General features: G+C 71.5%; 19 protein-coding genes and 1 pseudogene. 15 read left to right on the forward strand and 5 right to left on the reverse strand.

The window, feature by feature from the left end; genetic code table 11:
- The first annotated feature begins 882 nt into the window (after positions 1–882).
- Together A8W25_RS14065 and A8W25_RS14070 are read left to right on the forward strand one after the other, a co-directional pair.
- Complete coding sequence (locus A8W25_RS14065) at positions 883–2,133, forward strand: hypothetical protein (protein ID WP_067160598.1); 1,251 nt, start codon at positions 883–885, stop codon at positions 2,131–2,133.
- Between the two features lie 33 nt (positions 2,134–2,166).
- Positions 2,167–4,221, forward strand: coding sequence for a tetratricopeptide repeat protein (locus A8W25_RS14070; RefSeq protein ID WP_067160601.1), 2,055 nt, complete (start codon positions 2,167–2,169; stop codon positions 4,219–4,221).
- On the opposite strand, the gene A8W25_RS14075 is transcribed toward A8W25_RS14070, so the two are convergent.
- Both A8W25_RS14075 and A8W25_RS35445 read right to left on the reverse strand, forming a co-directional pair.
- A complete protein-coding gene (locus A8W25_RS14075) occupies positions 4,214–5,005 on the reverse strand; it encodes a hypothetical protein (protein ID WP_067160605.1) in 792 nt (263 codons plus the stop codon). The two genes, A8W25_RS14070 and A8W25_RS14075, sit on opposite strands and share 8 nt — an antisense overlap.
- A gap of 357 nt (positions 5,006–5,362) precedes the next feature.
- Positions 5,363–5,488 carry a hypothetical protein gene (locus A8W25_RS35445; protein ID WP_267890377.1) on the reverse strand — a complete coding sequence of 42 codons (126 nt, stop codon included), beginning with the start codon at positions 5,486–5,488 and terminating at the stop codon, positions 5,363–5,365.
- On the opposite strand from A8W25_RS35445, the pseudogene A8W25_RS34865 reads away from it, so the two are divergent.
- Together A8W25_RS34865 and A8W25_RS34370 are read left to right on the forward strand one after the other, a co-directional pair.
- Positions 5,433–5,573: pseudogene (locus A8W25_RS34865) on the forward strand (hypothetical protein); the annotation flags it as partial. The gene A8W25_RS35445 and the pseudogene A8W25_RS34865 overlap by 56 nt on opposite strands.
- A gap of 185 nt (positions 5,574–5,758) precedes the next feature.
- A complete protein-coding gene (locus A8W25_RS34370) occupies positions 5,759–6,040 on the forward strand; it encodes a peptidoglycan-binding protein (protein WP_067160608.1) in 282 nt (93 codons plus the stop codon).
- Between the two features lie 23 nt (positions 6,041–6,063).
- On the opposite strand, the gene A8W25_RS14085 is transcribed toward A8W25_RS34370, so the two are convergent.
- Both A8W25_RS14085 and A8W25_RS14090 read right to left on the reverse strand, forming a co-directional pair.
- Positions 6,064–7,275, reverse strand: coding sequence for an FUSC family protein (locus tag A8W25_RS14085; RefSeq protein WP_067161248.1), 1,212 nt, complete (start codon positions 7,273–7,275; stop codon positions 6,064–6,066).
- 79 nt (positions 7,276–7,354) lie between these two features.
- The gene (locus A8W25_RS14090) at positions 7,355–8,206 is read right to left on the reverse strand and encodes a helix-turn-helix transcriptional regulator (RefSeq protein ID WP_199831735.1); all 852 of its coding nucleotides are present in this window, start codon (positions 8,204–8,206) and stop codon (positions 7,355–7,357) included.
- A gap of 139 nt (positions 8,207–8,345) precedes the next feature.
- On the opposite strand from A8W25_RS14090, the gene A8W25_RS14095 reads away from it, so the two are divergent.
- Together A8W25_RS14095 and A8W25_RS14100 are read left to right on the forward strand one after the other, a co-directional pair.
- A complete protein-coding gene (locus A8W25_RS14095; RefSeq protein WP_067160611.1) occupies positions 8,346–9,164 on the forward strand; it encodes an alpha/beta fold hydrolase in 819 nt (272 codons plus the stop codon).
- A gap of 110 nt (positions 9,165–9,274) precedes the next feature.
- The gene (locus A8W25_RS14100) at positions 9,275–9,781 is read left to right on the forward strand and encodes a GNAT family N-acetyltransferase (protein ID WP_067161254.1); all 507 of its coding nucleotides are present in this window, start codon (positions 9,275–9,277) and stop codon (positions 9,779–9,781) included.
- Between the two features lie 103 nt (positions 9,782–9,884).
- Here the strand turns inward: A8W25_RS14100 and A8W25_RS14105 are convergent, their stop codons facing one another.
- The gene (locus tag A8W25_RS14105) at positions 9,885–11,390 is read right to left on the reverse strand and encodes an MDR family MFS transporter (RefSeq protein ID WP_158942508.1); all 1,506 of its coding nucleotides are present in this window, start codon (positions 11,388–11,390) and stop codon (positions 9,885–9,887) included.
- A gap of 385 nt (positions 11,391–11,775) precedes the next feature.
- Between A8W25_RS14105 and A8W25_RS14110 the strand changes: the two genes are divergently transcribed.
- From A8W25_RS14110 to A8W25_RS33420, 9 genes are all read left to right on the forward strand, one after another.
- On the forward strand, positions 11,776–13,179 hold the full coding sequence (locus tag A8W25_RS14110) for a phenylacetate--CoA ligase family protein (RefSeq protein ID WP_067160618.1): 1,404 nt from the start codon (positions 11,776–11,778) through the stop codon (positions 13,177–13,179).
- Positions 13,176–14,258 (forward strand): Coenzyme F420 hydrogenase/dehydrogenase, beta subunit C-terminal domain, encoded by a 1,083-nt coding sequence (locus A8W25_RS14115; protein ID WP_067160621.1) that lies wholly within the window; start codon positions 13,176–13,178, stop codon positions 14,256–14,258. The genes A8W25_RS14110 and A8W25_RS14115 overlap by 4 nt, the downstream gene beginning before the upstream one ends.
- Positions 14,255–15,079 (forward strand): class I fructose-bisphosphate aldolase family protein, encoded by an 825-nt coding sequence (locus A8W25_RS14120; protein ID WP_067160625.1) that lies wholly within the window; start codon positions 14,255–14,257, stop codon positions 15,077–15,079. Before A8W25_RS14115 ends, A8W25_RS14120 begins: the two co-directional genes overlap by 4 nt.
- Positions 15,080–15,146: 67 nt before the next feature.
- A complete protein-coding gene (locus tag A8W25_RS14125; RefSeq protein ID WP_067160629.1) occupies positions 15,147–16,394 on the forward strand; it encodes a 3-dehydroquinate synthase II in 1,248 nt (415 codons plus the stop codon).
- Positions 16,384–17,199, forward strand: coding sequence for an amidohydrolase family protein (locus A8W25_RS14130; RefSeq protein WP_158942510.1), 816 nt, complete (start codon positions 16,384–16,386; stop codon positions 17,197–17,199). Before A8W25_RS14125 ends, A8W25_RS14130 begins: the two co-directional genes overlap by 11 nt.
- A complete protein-coding gene (locus A8W25_RS14135; RefSeq protein WP_067160635.1) occupies positions 17,196–18,485 on the forward strand; it encodes a phenylacetate--CoA ligase family protein in 1,290 nt (429 codons plus the stop codon). Before A8W25_RS14130 ends, A8W25_RS14135 begins: the two co-directional genes overlap by 4 nt.
- A gap of 1 nt (position 18,486) precedes the next feature.
- Complete coding sequence (locus tag A8W25_RS14140; protein WP_067160646.1) at positions 18,487–18,990, forward strand: hypothetical protein; 504 nt, start codon at positions 18,487–18,489, stop codon at positions 18,988–18,990.
- Positions 18,987–20,264: a phenylacetate--CoA ligase family protein gene (locus A8W25_RS14145; protein WP_067160649.1), complete on the forward strand. Its 1,278-nt coding sequence runs from the start codon at positions 18,987–18,989 to the stop codon at positions 20,262–20,264. Before A8W25_RS14140 ends, A8W25_RS14145 begins: the two co-directional genes overlap by 4 nt.
- Positions 20,261–21,175 carry a hypothetical protein gene (locus A8W25_RS33420; protein WP_067160651.1) on the forward strand — a complete coding sequence of 305 codons (915 nt, stop codon included), beginning with the start codon at positions 20,261–20,263 and terminating at the stop codon, positions 21,173–21,175. Before A8W25_RS14145 ends, A8W25_RS33420 begins: the two co-directional genes overlap by 4 nt.
- The last annotated feature ends 40 nt before the right edge of the window (positions 21,176–21,215 follow it).

Here is a 21,215-nt window from a genome sequence, read left to right on the forward strand (position 1 = left end):
AGGGGCCTGGATCCAGGCAGGAGTGACCGCACCCCGCCGCACATGAGTGGGCACACGGCTGGGCACTCGGCTCACCGTGGGGGCAGGGGTCGGGAGTTCGTCGCGGGCATCCGGTGGCGGCCGCGCAGCCGTCACCGGGAAGAGGTGGACACCAGGATCACGTCGTACCGCGACGGGGGAACGACGACAGTGGTGTACTCACACATGCCGCACTCCCTTCAACCGGTCACCTCACGGCCCGGGGTCCCGTGGCCGCTGCGGTGTGAGTGTATGAGCCCGACCGGGTTGCCCGCACCGGATTATTCCGGGGGCCTGGGCGCCCACCGTGGCCCGACTTCGCCGTACACGAACACACCCCGTGGGGCGGACAGTTGGATTCCGGGTGGGGGCATCTGGGCGCCGGGGTGCCGGTCGCTGCTGCACTCAGCGAGGGGTTTCGGCATCGCACCAGGTGAGCGACCTGATCGCAGAGCAACCCACCGCCGTTCCGGGATGGCGCGTTCCGCTCTGCCACCGGCTCAACACCTTCGAATGAGACAGATCATGAAAGCAACCGATGCATTCAACTACGGCCATTGACGAGCAGTCAGATCCACCGCGACTCTCTCGATAGGGACGGGCCACCACAGCGCGACGACGCCGGCGGGCCAACCCGTGCGGGCGCGGTGGCCTCCCACTCCCCAGAAGAGCGAAGGACGGTTGGGATGAAGCAGCTCAAGCAGCCCAGGACCGGAATGAAGAAGTTCAGGATCCGCAAGACCGGTCCGGTTCGGTTGACGAGCGGTACGTCCGTCTACGACTGGTGGTGCTGAGCACCAGGGCACGGCGTGTGCGGTCCGCTGACGCCGGGCCGCACACGCCCGTTTCCCCGAGGGGAGGGCTGTGGAAGGCGTCCGTGTCGCACTCCATCCGCTGACGTTCGTCGAGGAGGGCGAGGACGTCGTCATCGGGCGCTCCGACATCGACTCCTTCGCGGTGTTCCCCGCCGACGCCGCCGCCGTGGTCGGCTGGCTGCGCGACGGCGCCACGATCGCCGACGCCGCACGCCGGTACACCGCCGCGTACGGCGAGGAAGCCGACATCGAGGACCTCGTCGACATGCTCGACGAGCTGCGGTTCATCCGCCGGGACGAAGAGGACGAAGGGGACGCGAAGAGCGGGCCTCAGCCGGACGGCCCGGGGGCCGTGCCGCTCCAACGCCTGGGCGCCGCCGTCTTCTCGGCACCCGCCTGGGCCCTGTACGCCGTACTCACCGCCGCGGCCCTCGCCGTGGCCGTCCGCCACCCCCAACTGCGCCCGGGCCCCTCTAAGGTGTTCTTCAGCCCGTCGCTGCTGCTGGTCGAACTCGCCTCCTTCCTCGGCCAGTTCCCCGGCATCGCGCTGCACGAGTCCTTCCATGTGCTGGCGGGACGGCGGCTCGGACTGCCCAGCCGGCTCAGCCTCGGCCGCCGTCTGTATTTCGTGGTGTTCCAGACCACCCTCGTCGGGCTGATGGGGGTGCCGAGGCGCAAGCGCGTCCTGCCCGTCCTCGCCGGACTCCTCGCCGACGCCCTGGTCGCCTCGGTGCTCATCCTGGCGGCGGAGGCCGATCTCCTGGTGCACGGCGAGGTGACGGTGTGGGGCGGTCTCGCCCTGGCGCTGGCGTTCGGCGCGCTGATGCGCATGGCGTGGCAGTGTCTGTTCTTCCTGGAGACGGATCTGCACCATCTGTTCGCCCACACCCTGGCCCTGCCCGACCTCCAGGAACTCGCCCGCTCGTATCTGCGCGAGCGCACCGCCTGGCTCCCCCGCCGTCGCCGCACCGCCACCACCGCGGTCTCCGCCCGGGCCACGGACCGCGAACTGGCCGTACTTCGCTGGTACGTTCCCCTCCTCGTCCTCGGCAGCACGGCCCTCTGCGTCCTCGCGGCGACGGCCGCGCTGCCCGTCCTGGTCGGCTTCGCGACCCGCTTCCACTCGGCGCTGTCCTCGGGGTCCCTGGACCAGGGTTTCTGGGACGCGGCGGTCGCCGCCCTGATCATGTTCACCCAGTTCGGCGTGGCGGCGTGGATCGCGGTACGGGACCGGCTGCGCCGGGCCGCCGCCGCGAGGACCGCCCCGTCACCAGGGAAGACCGGCCGACGAGCCGGATGACCGCTCCCCCATCGGCCCAGAAGGAGACACCGCGTGCGTGAGGCGACGGCACACCTGTGGATCACCGGCCCGACCCGGGCCGCCCGGGAGGCGGCGGCCGCCGCGCTGCCCTTCCCGGACCCGGTGAGCGTGGACTGCCACCGCGGGCTGCGCGGACCGTACACCGGCGCCGGCGAGCTCATGCGGTCCCTGGTGCCGCGCACCCACGAGCGGGGCCCGCTGCCCGGCGGCACCCGGCTCTCCATCCTGGCCGCCGCGCCCGACCTCTCCGCCCTGCTCGGGGCGGCGGAGGCCACGCTCACCTCCGCCGCCCCGCCCGGGGAGCGCACCCGCTGGTACGGCCACGAGCGCACCCGGCGCATCGCCAACGGCCTGGTGGACCACCTCGCCGCCCACCCCGGCCCGCACACCCTCGTCCTCCACGACGTCCACGAGGCCGACGCGACGGACGCGGAGTTCCTCGCCATCGCACTGCGCCGCCTCGACCCCGCCCGGGTACGGATCGTGGTGTGCTCCGACGACGACACACCCCTCGCCCCCGCCACGGCCGCCGAGCTGCGCCGCCGGGCCGAGCACCGCACGGCGCCGGCCGTCCCCGACACGTCCACCGCGGAGTTCGTCGGCGCCGACGGAGTCGGCGAACCCGACGAGACCTACCGCCAGTCGGACCCCGCCGCCCGCGCCAAACTCCACGACAGCCGCGCCGACGAGCTGGAGGCGTCCCCCGTGTGGTCGTGGCGGCTGGGCGCCATCCCGTACCACCGGGCGCGCGGCAGTTCGCCCGAGGCGGGGCACGCGGCCTACGAATCCGCCGTCGACCACTGCCTGGGCATGGGGTACTACACCGCCGCCCTGGAACTGAACACACAGCTGGACGAGCTCCTCGGCCCGGAGGTGCCCTGGCCCGCCCGCTACCGCCAACTGCGCCGACGGGGCCTGTGCCTGGCGCTCATGGACCGCCCGGCCGAGGCGGAGGCCGCCTACTACGACGTGCTCTCGCGCACCACCGACCCCAAGGTGCACACCACCGTCAGCTATGCGCTCTCGGTCCTGTTCACCCGGCTCTACGACGCTCCCCGCAAGGACCACGTCCGGGCGCTGGCGCACATCAACACCGCCATCGCCTTCATCGACACGCTCCCCGACGCCGAGGACCGCGCCTTCCACACCGCCTTCATGCACAACGGGAAGGCACTCGTCACCATGCACCTCGGCGATCTGCCGGAGGCGCTGCGCCTGGTGGACACCGCCCTCGCGGCGGTCGAGGACGGTCTGCCGCCCGCCCGCCACCAGCTGCACCGATCGGTCCTGCACCACAACCGTGCCCAGCTCCTGGCCCGCCTCGGCCGGGGCGACGAGGCCCTCGACGAGTACGACGCGATCGTCACCCAGGATCCGCACCACCCCGAGTACCGCTTCGACCGGGCCGTCCTCCACCACCAACAGGGCCGCTTCGAGGCGGCGTCGGCCGACTACGCGGAGGTGGAGCGGATCAGCCCGCCCTTCGCCGAGCTGCACTACAACCGGGGTGACCTCTACAGCGCGGCGGGCGGCGGCGACGCGGCGGCCGAGTTCGCCCGGGCCCTTGAGCTGGAGCCGGCCCGTGCCGACGCGCGGATCGCCCTCGCCGAGCTGTGGCTGGACGACGACCGTGCCGAGGACGCCGCCGAACTGGCCCGCGAGGGGCTCGCCCTGGCCCCCGACGACCCGCTGCTGCACTGCGTGCACGGTACGGCCCTGCTCGCCCTCGGCACGCCCGACGCCGCACTGGACAGCCTCGACCGGGCACTCGGCCTCGACCCCTCGACGGCCGGGGCACACGCCAACCGCGCCTCCGCCCACCTGGCCCTCGGCCACCACGAGGAGGCCCTGCACGACCTGACGAGGGCGCTCGCGCTCTCCCCCGAGGACCCCGACCTGCTGCACAACCGCGGCTACGTACACGAGAGCGCCGGGCAGTGGGCGAAGGCCCTCGACGACTACACCCGGGCCCTGGAGCTGCCCGGCGCCGACCGCGAGGTTCTGGAGGAGCGCCGGGCCGAGTGCCGGGAGCACCTGGAGTCACCCGGCACCGGCACCCTCAGCTGACGCCCCGGGGATACGGATAGGACAGGAAGTCGGCGTCCTGCCGCTCCATACTCCTCGGCAGCCAGTACGCCGCCTGCCGCGCGACCGTACGGGGCGGCAGCGGCGCGTTGGGCGAGCGCGTCGACGGCTTGGCTATGCTCTGGAGCGCCCAGGCGAAGCCCACCAGCGGGCCGATCTCCTCCCAGCGCCACCGGTCGATCCCGAGCAGCGCCATCGCGCGGGCGTACACATGCCAGGCGTGGTAGCCGGCCTCCCCGTTCATGGTGTGCACGGTGAGCGCTTCGTCGGGGCGGCGCGGGTCGTACAGCGTCCCCTGGCCGAAGCCCGCGAACGCGGTGACGAGCCGGGGGTCGTGGCGCCGGTAGAACCGGTCGACGACACCGAGCTGGACCTTCGAAATCAGCCGTAACTGCTCGGCGACCGGCGCCATCCAGTCGCGGAAGGTCCCCGGATATCCGGGCCGGCCGTACCGGGAGGACCAGGCCGCGATGACCGGCGCCTCCAGGCCGCCGGCGTACGTTCTTATCGCCGTGTAGGCGTCGTCCAGCTCCGGCGAGCGGTGGAACAGCGTCACGTCGTCGAAGACGTACCAGAACTCGTTGGCGAGGCGGTCGCCCAGCATCCCGGGGACCGGCGGCAGTTGGCCACCGTACCCACCCGGCTCCGCGGCCTCCCGCCCGGCGGCCCGCGCACTGCCGATGCCGCCGGCCCCCACCCCTGCCACCACGCTCGCGGCGAGCGCCGCCCGCAGTGTCTGCCGCCGCCCGATGCGGTCGATTGCCATGGTTCCCCCTCTTGGTGTGTACGCCCCTGGCCTGCCTGCCCGCCCACGCTAGGCGCGCCGACGGGCGCGCCGCCAGAGGTGTGCGGTCCGCTCAGCGGAACACGGCTTGGCCGGTCGGCGGCGCCGGTGCCACGCTCAAGTGCGGCCGAACGAACGGCTGTTGGCGCGGCAGGAGCCCGGAGGCCGGGCGTCCGCGCGTCTCGCACACGGGGGAGGAACGGGTCCGGTGAAGACAGATACGTCATCGTCCGAGGGGCAGCTCGTCGAGGGGGGCGCCGGTGCGGTGCTGCTCGCGGCGGCGGGGCAGGTGGGTGTCCACGAGGGGCGCGACCACGGCCACTGGAACAACATCCAGCGCTACAGCGCCGAGGTCCCGGGACTTGAGTGGTCGCAGGGCCAGGCCTGGTGTGCGACCTTCGTCTCCTGGGTGGCGCTGCGGGCCGGGGCCGCGAGCCTGTTCCCGCGCACCGCGTCATGTGCCACGGGGGTCGCCTGGTTCCGTGAGCGCGGGCGGTTCTCGGAGTATCCGGCGGTGGGCGCCCAGGTGTTCTACGGCCCCGGCGGCTCGGAGCACACGGGTCTGGTCGAGGCGTACGACGACACCCGCATCCACACCATCGAGGGCAACACCAACGTGAACGGCTCCGCCGAGGGCGACGGTGTGTACCGGCGCGTACGGGAGCGCAGGTCGACTCGGGTGTACGGGTACGGATACCCCGACTACCCCGGCGGCATCGACTCGGCCGACCCGTCGTGGCCCCGCCCGCCCCCCTCCCGCGCCCGGACGGTCTGGAGCCGTTCCCCGGCGCCCGGTGGTTCCACACCGAGCCGCGCAGCCCGATCATCACCGCGATGGGCCGCAGGCTCGTGGCCGAGAAGGTGGCGGTGTACAAGGAGGGCCCGGGACCGCAGTGGAGCGACGCCGACCACCGCTCGTACGCGGGGTTCCAGGTGAAGATCGGATACCGGGGCGCCGACGCCGACGGCTGGCCGGGCCCGGTGTCCTGGGCCAAGCTGCGCGTACCGCGTACGTAAACGCGCAGGCCGACGTTACGGCATCAGTCCGCCGACTCCCGCAGGCGCAGGCCGCGTTGGAGCCGGCGGAGCAGCCGATGGCGCTCGCGGCGCTCGCGGGAGTGCCGGTCGAGCTCCTCCACCAGGCGCTGCGACCGCTTCTCCACGTCGAGTTCGTCCAGGATCCGGTCGACCTCCGCGAGCAGCGCGCCGTGCAGCTGCCACTGGCGGGGGTCGCGCCGGACCTGGACGAGCAGCAGCACGGCGACCCGGTCGCGGCTCGCGCGGGCGGCCGCCAGCTCGGCGGCGAAGCGGTTCTCGGCCTCCTCGGCGTTCGCCCTGACCTGTGTGGTGATCAGTACGGCGAAGCTCTCCACGGCCTGGGCGAGGTGTTCGAAGACGTCTCGCAGGGCGATGCCGGTCTCCGGCTCGAAGAGGTGTTCCTCGGTGCGTTCCTTGGCGAGGTCGGTCACCGAGCGGCACACCACCCGCAGCACCACCGCCGAGATCTCCAGGGCGTCGAGTCCGGTGCGCAGCGCCACCCGTGACAGCAGCCCCTCCTTGACCCGGGGGTTGAACCGCAGGCTGTCCTCGGCCTGCCGCAGCGAGGCGTCCACCTGCACGATGTCGTGGTCGAGCCGACGGGCCTCGTGCAGCCGGGCCGCGGCCCGAGCGACCGGGGTGTGGCCGCCGACCTCCTCCGCCAGGTCGATCAGGAGCCGCTTCATCCGCCCCGCGAGCTCCTCGATGGCCTCGCCCGCGGACTCCACCCACACCGGCGGCACGAGCAGCACGTTGAACAGCATGCCGACGCCCGCCCCGATCAGCGTCTCCAGTACGCGGTCCCAGGCGGTCGCCGAGACCCGGGTCACGCCGAGCACGAGCATCGCGCTGATCGCGACCTCGGGGACGAACTCCCCGGCCTTCACGAAGCGCCCGACCACCAGCGCCGCCAGGATGATCAGCCCCAGGCTCCACCAGGTCAGCCCCACCAGCGCACTGAACCCGATGGCGAGGAGCACGCCCGCCACCACGGAGTTCACCCGTCGCACCCCGGTGACCAACGTGGTGTAGAGGGTGACCTGGACGACGAGCAGGGCCGTCAGCGGGGCGGTGAGGGGCGCCGGCTCGCTGCTCAGCTGAAGTGCCACCACGTACGAGATGACGGCGGCGGCCGTGGAGCGCAGGGTCTGCGTCACCGCGGGTTCCCGGCGGCGGCGCGCGAGATGGAGGAGGGGATCAGCGAACTCGGGCACCTCCCGCACCTTCCCTCTCAGTGGCTTCCACTCCACTGATGTCCGGTGCCCCGGCGCTTCCACGGCACAGCGCGCCGAATCACCCGACCAGCCGTTCCTCCCCGGCGGCGAGCAGGGCCAGGCGGTCGGCCGCGTCCGTGCCGGGCGGCGGGGTGAGCAGCACGAGCCGCTGGTTGCCCTCCGGGGCGAGGAGCACCTGGCAGTCGAGGTCGACGGGGCCGATCACCGGGTGCAGCACCCGCATCCGGCTGTGGCGGCGGACGGCGACCTCGTGCAGCTCCCACAGGGCGGCGAACTCCTCGCTGGCGCCGCGCAGCCGCTCCACGAGCCGGGTCGCGGCCGGGTCCCCCGCCCGGCGGCCCACCGCGGCCCGCAGGTCCGCTACGTGCACCCGGCTGTAGTGCGCGTGCTCATCGGCCGGGTACGCCTCGCGCGCGGCCGGGTCGGCGAACCAGCGCCAGACCACGTTGCGCCCGTGCTCGGAGACCGTGCACACCCCGCCGAGCAGGGAGCGGGCCAGGTCGTTCTGGGCCAGTACGTCACCGAGGTCGCCGAGGACCTGGGCCGCGGTGCCGGGGAGTTGGCCAAGCAGGTGCAGCAGGCTCGCGCCGACCTGGTCGTCCCTGCTGCGCACGGCGGGCGGGCGGTGTCCCGCCAGGAGGTGGAGGTGGTCGCGCCCGTCGTCGCTCAGCCGCAGGGCGCGGGCGAGCGCGGCCAGGATCTGCGGCGACGGCTGCGGGCCCCGGGCCTGTTCCAGACGGGTGTAGTAGTCGGTCGACATGCCCGCGAGCTGGGCCACCTCCTCACGCCGCAGGCCCGGTGTACGGCGCCGGGACCCCGCGGCGAGCCCCGCCTCGCGCGGGCTCACCCGCTCACGCGAACGGCGGAGGAAGTCGGCGAGCTCACTGCGGTCGATCGTCATGAGGATCATCCTGCCGGATGCTCCGGCGCCCCAGCCAGGGACTCCCGGTCCCCGGGTCCCAGCGGTCTCTCCCACCCCTCGCGCCGCGGCGGCACTGTGGGTTCGGCCGGAGCGAACGACCCCGGCAGCCACCGACCAAGGAGCAACCGTGTCCACCACCTCTGTCCTCGCCGCCACCTCCGCGACCGTCACCGTCGGCGGCGCGCGGGTCCACTACGAGAGCGCCGGCTCGGGCCCCGCCCTCGTCCTCGTCCACGGCACCGGCTCGGGCGGCGCCGCGGTCAACTGGGGCCGGACCGCGCCCCGCTTCACCGCGGACCACACCGTCATCACCCCCGACCTCTCCGGCACCGAGGCCACGACGGACGACGGTGCGCCGCTGACCGTCGACGGCCTGGCCGCGCAGGTCATCGCCGTCATCGAGGACGCCGCCGACGGACCGGTCGATCTGCTCGGCTTCTCCATGGGCGCCCCCGTCTCGGCCGCCGTCGCCGCCCTGCGCCCCGACCTCGTACGCCGTCTGATCCTGGTCGCGGGCTGGGCCCACACCGAGGGCGACGAGTACCTGCGCAACCTGTTCACCCTCTGGGGGCAGCTCGGCGCGTCCGACCCGGCCGCCTTCGGGCGTGCCGTCGCCATGACGGGCTTCAGCCGGGGCTTCCTCAACGCCATCGGGCGCGAGCAGGTCGAGCTCCTCATCCCCAACATGCCGCCCACGCCCGGCACTCTGCGCCACGTCGACCTCGACACCCGGATCGACATCCGCCACCATCTGCCCCGCATCCAGGCCAGGACCCTGGTCGTCGGCTGCGTCCAGGACATCACCATCCCCGTGGAGAACAGCCGCGCCCTGCACACCGCGATCGCGGACAGCACGTACGCCGAGATCGACGCGGGGCACGTGGCGTTCTTCGAGAAGGAGGACGAATTCGTCGAGCTGGTCCACGAGTTCACCCTCGCCCCGTGAGAGCGACGTCCGGCGGCGGGACGTCGTGGCAGGGCGCGGCCGCCGCGAGGCGGCAGGGCCAACCGGTAGAACCACCGTCGCCACGGCACCGGATGCGTAGCATGCGGGCCATGCCCCAGCTCCAGCGCCTGCGCCCCGACCACGCCCCGGCCCTGCTCGTCTTCGAGCGGCAGAACCGCGCCTACTTCGCCGCGTCGGTTCCCGACCGGGGCGACGACTACTTCGCCCACTTCGGCGCCCGCCTCGACGCGTTGCTGGCCGAGCAGGCGGCGGGGGTGTGCCTCTTCCACGTCCTGGTGGACAGCGCAGGCGAGGTGCTGGGGCGGGTCAACCTGGTCGACGTGGCGGACGGCTCGGCCGAACTCGGCTACCGCATCGCCGAACGCGCCGCCGGACGCGGACTGGCCACGGCGGGCGTGCGCGAGGCCTGCGCCCTGGCCGCCGGGGAATACGGCCTGAGCGGACTGCGGGCCGCGACCACCCTCGACAACGCCGCCTCCCGGACCGTACTGGCCCGTACGGGCTTCACCCCCTGCGGCGAGGTCGAGCTCGGCGGCCGCCCGGGCCTCCGCTTCGAGCGGAAGCTGGACGACGAGCAGGGGCGGCGGCTGCCGTGAGCACCGCGCGCCCCATCGAGCCGGGGCCGCCGGGCGATCCGTCTCCCGGGCGGGTCTGGTACACCTCGTACGGCTCGAACATGTTCCTGCACCGGCTCGCCTGCTACCTCGCCGGGGGACGCCCGGCCGGGGAGGCACCGGCTCCCGCCGGCCGGACGCCGGGGGGCGGGCCCGGGCGCCGCATCTCCTTGGCCAGCCGCGTGCTCACCGCGATGCCGAGCACGCAGATGATCCCGGTGACCAGGAAGACGCTGGTGACGGCGGAGCTGAGGCCGGACCTCAGCAGTTCCACCAGATCGGCGGGGAACTTGGACTCGTCCGAGAAGAGCATCTCGCTCACCCCGCGCGGACCGGCCTCGTGCACGAGGTCCGCGGCCTTGCCGTTGAGCTGCTTCGTCTCGTCCACGAACAGGTAGTACTGGAGGACGCCGAGCATGCTGACGCCGATCATCCCGCCGAACTCACGGGCGAGCTGGGTGATGGACGTTCCGATGCCCATCAGATGGGGCGGCAGCGCGGACTGGACCGCGATCGTCAGGACCGGGAGGCCGACGCCGGTGCCCGCGCCGATCAGCAGCGTGTACGCCGCGGTCGTCCACGCGGACGTACTGGTGTCCAGCGTCATCAGGGCGCCGAAGCCGAGGGCGAGCAGGAACATCGAGAGCATCGCCATCGCCCGGATGCCCGCCTTGAAGATGGCCCGGCCGGCGAAGAGGCTGCCCACGATGCTGGCGACCTGGAAGGGGAAGAGGGTGAGTCCGGTCTTGCCGATCGAGCCGCCGGTCACGCCCTGGGCGAAGACCGGCACGAAGAAGATCGCGCTGTACATCACCAGGCCGATGACGAAGTTCACGACGAACGCCGCGGTCAACGCGCCGTTGGAGAACAGGGCCAGCGGAATGATCGGTGACTCGTGGCGCCGCTCGACCCTCAGGAAGGCGACGAACGCGGCGATGCCGGTGCCCAGGGCGACCCACACGGTCCACTCCCCCAGGTCCCGCTTCTCACCCGCCTCGTAGAGGGCGAAGAGCACCGCGGCGATGGCGTACGTGACGAGTACGGCACCGAGGACGTCGATCTTCTGCCCGGTGGACTCGGTCCGGTGCTCCTGGTAGTCCCGGTGGATCAGCCAGGCGGCCAGCAGCAGGATCGGCGGGTTGATGAAGAACGCCCAGCGCCAGCCGACGTACTCACCGATCCCACTGCCGACCAGCGGGCCGAGCAGGCTGCTCAGACCGAACACGGAGGCGAAGATCCCCTGGAGGCGGCTGCGCAGCCGCGGCGGGAACTGGAGGCCGATGACGGCCATGCCGATCGGGAAGAGCGCCGCCGCGCCGAGGCCCTGCAGCGCACGCGCCGCCACCAGCTCGACCATGCTCCGGGAGAGCCCGCACCAAATGGAGCCCACCACGAAAATGGCGATGCCGATGTAAATCATGCGCTTCCGGCCGAGGTGGTCGGAGAATTTCCCGTACAGCGGCAGCAGGGCGGTGAGCGCGAGCATATAGCTGCCGAACACCCAGGCAGAAAGCTCGACATGGCCGAACTCCGCGACAATGGTGGGAGTCACGGTGCCTGCGATGGTCGAGTCGAGTGCCGAGACCGTCATCGCCAGAATGAAGCCCCATACCGGGGTCAACAAATGACCTATCGGTTCCTTCTCGGTCTTTGTCGCAGCACTCATCCGCAGCTGGTTCCTTTCCTGTGACAGCGCGCCCTGACGGACCTCCAAACCAGGCTCGTGGAGCCGTACGGGTAGATCAACTTCCCAACGGCGCAGTCTCGGTGGGCCCCCTTCCCGGTTGCGCACTCGGGTCCCGCAGGGAGCGGATCAGGACCTGTTCACGGGGTCCGGACCGGCCCCTTTTCCCAAAGTCGCAAGCGATCACGTTTCCCGTCCAGGATGCGCAGCACACAACTCCTGCCGCCCGGCCAATGCTTGAACCCATCAGCCGATGGAGGAGCAGGTTTCAGTGGACGTCATACGCGACCGAATGATTGCGGGGCAGTCCTCCATCCTGGGGGTGTACAACTTCCTGGAGGAGAACGAAAGTCTGCCCGCGGGACAACTGGCGGCGCGACAGCGGCATCTCCTGCGCAAGCAGCTTTCCTACGCACGGCGGGAGTCGCCCTATTTCGCGAACATCCTGCGCCATCACACGGTCGAAGACCTGCTGAACTCCCCGGAGCGCTGGGCCGATCTGCCGCTGATGGACAAGTCCGTCCTGCTGGAGAACTTCGACGTGGTCAGGACGCGCAACGACATCACGTACCCGCGCGTCCACGAGTACCTGTCGGACCGGTCCTTGGCGGACGAGCCGTTCCACGGCTCGGACCTCCTGGTGGTCAGCACCGCCGGCACCTCGGGCAAGTCCGGCTACTTCGTCTACGACCAGCGGGAGCAGGCCCACATCAGGGCCCAGTACTTCCGCTTCATGCGGGCGATCCTGGCCGGGATCGAGCCGCGGGGCCCGCTCAGGTCGGCGGCCATCATCGTCACCGGCGCCCACATGATCGGCTACAAGATGCAGCAGCATCTGCCGCCGGAGTTCTTCCGCATGATCCCCGTGCTGCGGGAGGGCCGTGCGGTGACCGTCGAGGAGACGGCCGCGGAGCTGGCGGACTTCAACCCGCAGATCCTCACCTGCTTCGGCTCGACGCTGCGCATGCTCACCGAGTACAAGGAGGCCAACCCCGACTTCGCCTGGCGCCCGCTGGCCCTGATCAACACGGGTGCGACGCTGGAACGGGACGTACAGAAGCGGGCGCTGGCGGCCTTCGAGGGCGTCCGCATCTTCGACCTCTACGGCTCCACGGACACCGGGTACATCGGCTGGACCTGCGAGCACGGCTCGATGCACCTCAACACGGACTGCCTGAAGATCGAGATCCTCGACGAGGACGGCCGCCCGGCCGCCGAGGGCGAGTCCGGCTCGATCGTCCTCACCAGCCTCTGGCACCGCACACTGCCGATCATCCGCTACCGGCTCGGTGACCTGATGTCGGTGAGCACTGAGCGCTGTGCCTGCGGCCGGAGCCTGCCCGTGGTCAAGGAGCTGCTGGGACGGGAGAACACCCTGCTCTACCGGCGCTCGGACACCGGTGTCTCCCCGGTGCCGCAGGGCGTGTTCATGGAGATGTTCGAGACCATCAGCGGGGTCAAGCGCTTCCGGCTGGTGCAGGAGTCGCTGGACAAGGTGACGGTGTCCGTGGTGCCGCTGCCCGGCGGCGAGCCGGGTCTCGCCGAGCGAGTGGCCCAGCGGGTCACTCCCGTCTTCGGCGCGGGCGCCTCGGTGGACGTCCACGTCGTGGACGCCCTGGTGCCGCCCGCGTCGGGCAAGCTCCTGCCGGTCGAGCGGCTCTTCGACCCGGCCGCGGAGCGCACGGGCCGACGATGAGAACGGGCTTCGCCGACCTCCACCACACCGTCCTCAAGGGCGACCTGTGCAGTTACTGCGGCGGCTGCGTACCGGCGTGTCCGGCCGATGTGCTCTCGTACGCCCGGGAACGGCCGGTCATCGACGGGCCCTGCGCGTCCGGCTGCCGGATCTGTTTCGACGTCTGCCCGGAGAACCAGGCCAACAGTACGGTCCTCGACGCCTACATGGCGGACCACCGGCCCGCCGTGGAGCGGCAGTTGGTGGGCCGGCTGGCCGATCCGGACCTGCTGGCCCGGACCGGATCGGGCGGCGTGACGACCGGACTCGCGCTGTATCTGCTGGAGTCCGGACGCGTGGACGCGGTGGTCCTGACGGGCTTCGGCGGGGCCAACGCCTGGACGCCCCGTCCGATGATCGCGACCACGCGGGACGAGGTGGTCGCGGCGAGCGGCCCCAAGTACGCGCTCACTCCCACGCTCTCGGTGCTGGACCGCATCGCGGACGAGGGATACGAGCGGGTGATGTTCGTGGGCCTGCCCTGCCACATCGAGTCGCTGCGGCAGCTCCAGACGGCCGGGGACCGGCTGGCGGACCGGCCGCGCCGCGCGGTGCGGGCCATCACCCACGCCGTCGGCCTGTGGTGCGGCAACAACTTCCGCGCCGAGGGCACCGAACGCTTCATCTCCGCGGCCGGGATCGACCCGGCCGAGGTCACCGAGGTCGGGTACACCCGCCGGGACGGCCGGCTCGAATTCAGCGTCACCACCCCGGACGGCTCCGCCGGAGCCCCGTTCGGCCAGTACCTGGGCTATCTGCTGGCCGGGCAGACGGCTCCCTCCTGCCAGGGCTGCCGCCGCTGGCACGCCGCATACGCCGACATCTCCGTCGGCGGCCTGGACACCCCCGGACTGAAGTGGTCCGGATTCATGGTGCAGACGCGCGAGGGCCAGGACCTGGTCAGCGGCGCCGAGGCCGCCGGTTACATCACCGTCCAGGACATGCCGCTCGACGAGCGCGCCCGGCTCGGACGGAAGAACACACGATCCCGCGGATTCGGAACCCCGAAGCCGCGCAACAGCGAGGGGAACCAGCGATGAACGAGGGGAAGAGCCTGCGCAGCCGCCGCCTCATGTCCGAAGCGGGGCGGTCCCTGATCGTCCCGATGGACCACGGCATCAGCCTCGGCGCCACCACGGGTCTGCGCGACATCGCCGCCACCGTCGGGCAGGTCTCCGACGGGGGCGCCAACGGTGTCGTCCTGCACAAGGGCCTGGTGCCCACCGTGCAGCGGAGCCTGCGCCCTGAGACGGCCCTGATCGTGCACATGAGCGCCTCGACCTCCCTGGGCGTCCACATCAACCGCAAGGTGGCGGTGTGCACCGTCGCCGAGGCGGTCCGGCTCGGCGCGGACGCGGTCAGCGTGCACATCAACGCCGGCACCGAGACCGAGCCCGAGCAGCTGGTGGACACGGCCAAGATCGCCGAGGAGTGCGCCCTGTGGGGCGTGCCCCTGCTGGCCATGGTGTACGTCCGCAGCTCGGCGGAGGACGAGCACAACCCGGTGAAGGTGGGCCACGCGGCCCGGATGGCGGCCGAGCTCGGCGCCGACCTGGTCAAGTGCCACTACACCGGCGACCCCGACACCTTCGCCCAGGTCGTCGAGGGCTGCCCGGCGCCGGTCCTGATCGCCGGCGGGGCGGCGCACGGAGACGTGCGCAAGCTCTTCACGACCGTGGCGGAGGCGCTCGACGCGGGCGCGGCGGGTGTGTCGATGGGCCGCAACATCTTCGAGTCCCCCGATGTGACGGGCCTGACCGCGCACCTCGGCAAGCTCATCCATCACGGCTGGTCCGCGGACCGCGTCTACGACGCGTACCAGGAACACCTGGCGTCCGACCGGCCCCTCGCGGCTGTCTGACCACCGCGCCCGAAGCCACCACCGCCACCCCCCTCACTTTCCATCCACTCATGACCAGAAGGCGAACATGACTGACGTCCTCGACGACAAGACCAGGGCCGCTTCCCCGAAGCAGCGGGTCCCCGCGCCCCCGAAGACGGCCGCCCCGGAGCCGGCCCCCGTACAGGCGCCGCTGCCGCCCGGCAAGAAGTACACCTGGCACGACTTCCGCAAGGCCGCCGGGCGCCCCAACACCGCCGAGATCTTCGAGGCCGTGCAGCGTCTGCACTCCGGCGGCGGCGTGGTCGTCGACGAGGAGCACCTGTCGCTGGTGCCCGCCGGGCTGCAGAAGGTCAAGCTGTTCTCCGGCGTCCCGTCGCAGGAGAAGCTGGACAGGATCCGCAAGCAGTACGACGTCCTCGTCCTGGACGCGGACGTGGTGGCCAGCAACTGGTTCGTGGAGAACGAGTCGAAGATCGGCATCACGGTCGGCGCCTCGGTGGACGTCGTCGACCCGCCCTCCCTGGAGCGGGCGGTCGAGATGACCCGGGTGGTCAAGCTGCTGCTCGTGACGTTCAAGGACACCACCAAGATCCCGCTGGAGATCGTCCTCGCGGACGCGCAGAACCACGGCTGCCAGACCGTCATGGGCGTCCAGGACAGCGTGGAGGCCAATGTGGTCTTCGGTGTTCTGGAGATCGGCGCCGACGGCGTGCTCGTGGAGGTCGACGACCTCACCGCGGTCCACCGCCTCCACGAGGTGCTCGTCGCCGCCCAGCGCACGCACGGGCAGCAGCTGCAGAAGATGACGATCGTCGAGACCCGGCACGTGGGCATGGGCGACCGCGCCTGCCTCGACTTCACCTCGTACATGGGACTCGACGAGGGCGTCCTGCTCGGCTGCTTCTCCGGCGGCGGCATCCTCGCCACCAGCGAGACGCACCCGCTGCCCTATATGCCGACGCGGCCGTTCCGGGTCAACGCGGGCGCGCTCCAGATGTACGTGCTGGCGCCGGACAACCGCACCTGGTACCTGTCCGACCTGCGCGCGGGCATGGAGGTGCTGGCCGTCCGCACCGACGGCACCGCACGGCCGGTCACCGTGGGCCGCGTCAAGATCGAGCGGCGCCCCATGCTGCAGATCGTCGCGGAGGCGGCCGACGGCACCCGGGTCACCACGATCATGCAGGAGGACTGGCACGTCCGGGTCTTCGGCACCGACTCCAAGCCCCGCAACATCACCGAACTCAAGCCCGGCGACGAGGTGTTCGGCTTCACCCAGGAGCCCGGCCGGCACGTGGGCGTCAAAGTGGACGAGCTGATCATTGAGCAGTGACGCATGGGACGGCATCGAAGTGGTGGACGCCCACGCCCATGCCAATCGGGCGCTGGTGCCGAAGCTGCTCGCCACCATGGCGGCGGAGCGCGTCTCGGCGGCCTTCCTGGTCGCCGGGGGCGTCGTCTCCCCCATGGAGCTGTCCCACACCATCGTGACGGAAGGTCCGGGCCGGGACGTCGATGCCGACAACACCGAGCTCCTGGACGCGATCGGGGGCGAGCCGTCGCTCGCCGCCTTCTACTTCGCCAACCCCCACCGGGCGGCGGGTGAGCCGGACCTGGCTCTCATCGACCGGTGCGCCGGGATCAAGTTCGCCCCGGGCGTGCACGGCATCGGCCATCTGGACCCCCGGGTCCAGTCGTACGTCGACGCCGCGGCGGAGCGCGGTCTGCCGGTGTACTCGCACTGCATCGGCAACGGCGCGCTCTCGGTGGACCAGTACGCCCGGCTCGCCCGCCGCAACCCGGAGGTGGCCTTCGTCCTGGGGCACGCCGGGCGCGGCAACTTCGACCTGGACGCCGCCCGGGAGATCCGCGACACCGAGAACGTGCTGTTCGAGACCTCGGGCGGATTCGACTTCGTGATCAAGGACGCGGTGGAGACGCTCGGTGCCGAACGGGTCGTGTTCGGCTCGGAGTTCCCCATCCAGCACCCACGGGTCGAGCTGACCAAGCTCTGTCTGGCCGTGGCCGAGAACGACCTGCCGGCGGTCCTCGGCGGCAACATCCGGCGCATCACATCCACCGGGAAATCCACCGAGAAATCCACCGGGACATTCAGCGGGAAGGGAGGAAGCGCATGACGGACCAGGATCGGCTGGCCGCCATTGTGGGCCACGCCTACCGCAACGCGCCGCATCTGCGGGCGAAGTACCAGGCCGCGGCCGTCGATCCGACGTCCTGGTCGGACGATCTGTTCGAGCGGCTGCCGTTCACCACCAAGGACGATCTGCGCCTCGCCTACCCGGAGGGGCTGCTCGCGGTGGACCGGACCGAGGTCGCCGTCGTCCACGAGTCCAGCGGTACGACCGGCGAGCCCACTCCGGCGTACTTCACCCGGGGCGACATCGACGAGTGGCTGGACCGGATGCTGTTCAACGGCGTCGGACTCACCGAGCGGGACGTCGTGTTCGTCAAGACGCCGTACTCGATGCTCACCACCGCGCACCAGATGCACGGGGCCGCGCAGCGGGCCGGTGCCACGGTCATCCCGGCGGGCAACCGCAGCGAGCTGATGCCCTACAGCCGCGCCCTGCGGCTGCTGCGCGACTACCGGGCGACGGTCGCCTACTGCATGCCCGTCGAGCTGATGCTCTTCGCCCGCCGGGCCCTCGCGGCGGGGCTCGACCCGGCCGAGGACTTCCCGGACCTCAGGGCGGCGGTGGTCAACGGCGAGGTGCTCAGCCCCGCCAAGAAGCGCTTCCTGGAGAACCTCTGGTCCATCACGCTCTACCCGGACTACGGCTCCACCGAGACCACCACGCTGGGCGGCGCGTGCCGAGCCGGCGCCCTGCACCTGTGGTCGGAGCGGTTCCGGTTCGAGGTCCTGGACCCGGCGACCGGCAGCTGCGCGCCGCACGGTACGGGCGAGCTGGTCGTCACCTCGTACCACCGCCGCGCCATGCCGATCGTGCGCTACCGCATGGGCGACATCGTGACCGTGACCGACGCGTCCTGCCCGTGCGGCAGCGACCGGCCGCAGGTGCGGGTCCACGGGCGGGAGGCGGACCGGCTCCGTGTCGGCGGACGGGACGTGTTCCCGATCGACGTCGAGGACGTCGTGTACGGGGCGCTCCACGGCTGCGAACCCGTCTTCTGGTCCGGTGAGGTGGACGGCGACCACCTGAGCCTGGAGCTGGAGGCCACGGAGGCCGGGGCGGCCCAGGTGCGCGAGCGCACCGACGGGCTGGCCGCGGCGCTCAAGGACCGCCTCGGGATGCGCTCCGCCATCAGCGTGGTGCCGCCCGGCACCCGGATGACGCTCGACCGGCAGGCCGAACAGGAAGCCATGTTCAAACCCGTCTATCTGCGCACGTGCGGCCAGGGCGGGCGCACCCTCGACTACACCGGTACCTCCCAGGAGCACTGACATGACAGACAGCCACACCCAGCCGGAGATGTCGGCCGAGGCCAAGGCCGAGATGTGGAAGGCGATGTACTTCCGTGCCCAGGCCGGCATGGAGCGCTACATGGTCTCCCACTACGGCTACGGCGCCATCGACGAGTGGATCGACTTCTCCGCGGAGGCGACCGCCAAGCAGTCCGACCGCTACAAGACCGAGGGCGCCCTCCCCTTCACCCAGAACCTCTCCCGGATCCTGGGCGACTGCTGGGGCTCGGACGTCACCGTGCGCGAGGCGTCCGTCGAGGAGTCCAGGGTCGACATCGACAACTGCGGCATCCTCTCCTACCGGCAGGGCGCCGCGAAGCTGGGCATCGAGCTCACCTTCGACGACCCGTGCCGCGAGTACTGCACCAAGCTCCAGTCGTCGATCGCCGCCAAGCAGGACCTGTCCGCGACGTTCGAGCTCAAGCCCGGCGGCTGCTCGTGGTGCTTCACCAGGAACGCGGAGTCCCCGTCGGAGGCGTCATGACCTCGGCGCCCCCGGCGGCCCCGGCCGGCGCCCTGGACGCCGACCGGCTGCGGCTGCTCCGTACGACACTGGCCCAGGCCGCCAAGTCCCCGTTCTACGCACCCGTCCTCGCCGGTCTCGGCGCCGACGACCTGGCGCGGGCCGGCTTCGACGTCCTGGAGCGGCTGCCGTTCACCGACAAGGCGGCCCTGCGCGAGGCGGGGCTGAGGATCCTGTCCGTGCCCCTCGCCGAAACGGTCCGCTACTACGAGTCCTCCGGCACCACCGGCACGCCCACGCCGACGCCCAAGACCAAGGCGGACATCGCGGCCAACACCCGTGGCCTGCTGCTGAACTGGCAGCGGATCCTGAGCCCGCGCGAGGACAAGGCGATCCTCCTCGTCCCCTCGGACATCGCGCCGGTCGCCGACGCGATGGTCTACGGCCTGGAGGCGATGGACGTCTTCAGCGTCCGCGCGTTCCCCTTCACCCGGGGCGTCTCGGGCTGGGACCAGATCGTACGGATCTGCCGGGAGACCGGGATCACCACGGTCCTCACCACTCCGGGCCTGAGCCTGCACTTCTACGCGGAACTGAAGAACCGGGGCATCGACCCGACCGCCTTCGGCATCCGCAAGGTCCTGCTCCTGGGCGAACTGCTCACCGAGCCCATGCGGGCCATGCTGGAGCGGATGTGGGACGCCCAGGTCTACATCAACTCCTACGGCTCCTCGGAGACGGGGACCTGCTCCACCTCGTGCCCCGAGAAGCGCATGCACCTGCTGGAGCACATGTACCACTTCGAGTGGGTGGACCCCGGGACGGGGGCTCCCACCGACGCGGACACCGCCGAGCTGGTGCTCACCACGCTCACCGCCGACGCCCGTCCGCTGCTCCGCTACCGGACCGGCGACCTGGTGCGGCGTGTGCCCGGCACCTGTGCCTGCGGTCTCGGCCTGCCGATGGTCGAGGTGCTCGGCCGGGCCACCGACGAGCTGGAGATCGCCGGACGCCGGCTGCGGCCGTACGACATCGAGGAGATCGTCTACGCGATCCCGGGTCTGCTCGGGTACTGCATCCGGTTCGAGGACGACGGCCGGGCCCTGCTCTGCCTGGAGGTGGAGCGGGACCACCAGGACGACGCCCGGTGCGCCGAGATCGTCCGGCTCGCCGAGCGGGCGCTGGCCGCCCGCGACCTGCCGCTGGAGATCGAGCTGTCCTTCGACTTCAACGAACTCACCAAGAGGGGAGGTGGATTCAAGAATTGGAAACTCACACACGTGGTACGGACATGACCGTCCATGACTCCTGGCGGCTCGACGGCTGGGTCACCACCGTGCGCCTGCGCGGCGAGCGGGTGGCGGCCGCCGCCGTCGGCGGACGGTTCGCCCTGGGCGCCTGGGGCAGCGCCGAGCCGGACCGGCTGATCGAGTTCGACAGCTCCGTCACCGATATCGCCGCCCATCCGGACGGCTGGGTGCTGTCCCTGGAAGCGGGGAGCGTCGTCCTCGTCTCGGAGGAGGGCCGGCTCCTTGAGCGGCGGGACGGTGTCGGCGGCTGGCGGCTGGCCGAGGACGCCCACGGGCACCTGGCCGTGAGCCGCAACGGCTCGGTGGCACTGATCGACCGTCAGCTCCGGCCGGTGTGGGCACGGTCGGGCCCCTCGGCCTGGGAGATCTGCCTCGGCCACGACCGCGTCACCACACCGAGCACCGAAGGCACGGTCAGCTGCCGTGCGCACGCGAGTGGGGAACTGCTCTGGCAGCACACCGAGCGCTTTCCGGTCTACGGATGCGCGGCGATCGACGAGGGTTTCGCGGTCGGGACCGCCGAGGGCGCCCTGCTCGTCCTCGATGTGGCGGGAGCGCCGGTGCGCCGCACCGGGACCCATGCGGTGCGCATGGTGGTCGCCGACGACGGCGGGCTGCTGGCCGCCTGTGTGGACGGCACGCTGCGCTCGTACGACGCCCGTCTCACCGAGCGCTGGCGGTTCACGACCGGGTCCTGGGTGAAGGCCGTGGACACGCGGGGCGACAGCATCGCCGTCGCCTCCGCCGACCACCACCTCTACCTCCTGGACCGCGACGGCCGTGAACTCAGCCGCTTCCGGGCCGGGCACACCGTCCTGTCGGCCGCGCGCGGCGACGGCCTGCTCGCCGCCGGATCGGCCGACGGGCTCCTCTACTTCCTGACCGGTCCTTCCTGACCCGTCCTCGCCGACCCGCCCCGCCCCCGCTCTGATCACG

The organism is Streptomyces sp. ERV7 (assembly GCF_001653515.1).
GTDB lineage: Bacteria > Actinomycetota > Actinomycetes > Streptomycetales > Streptomycetaceae > Streptomyces.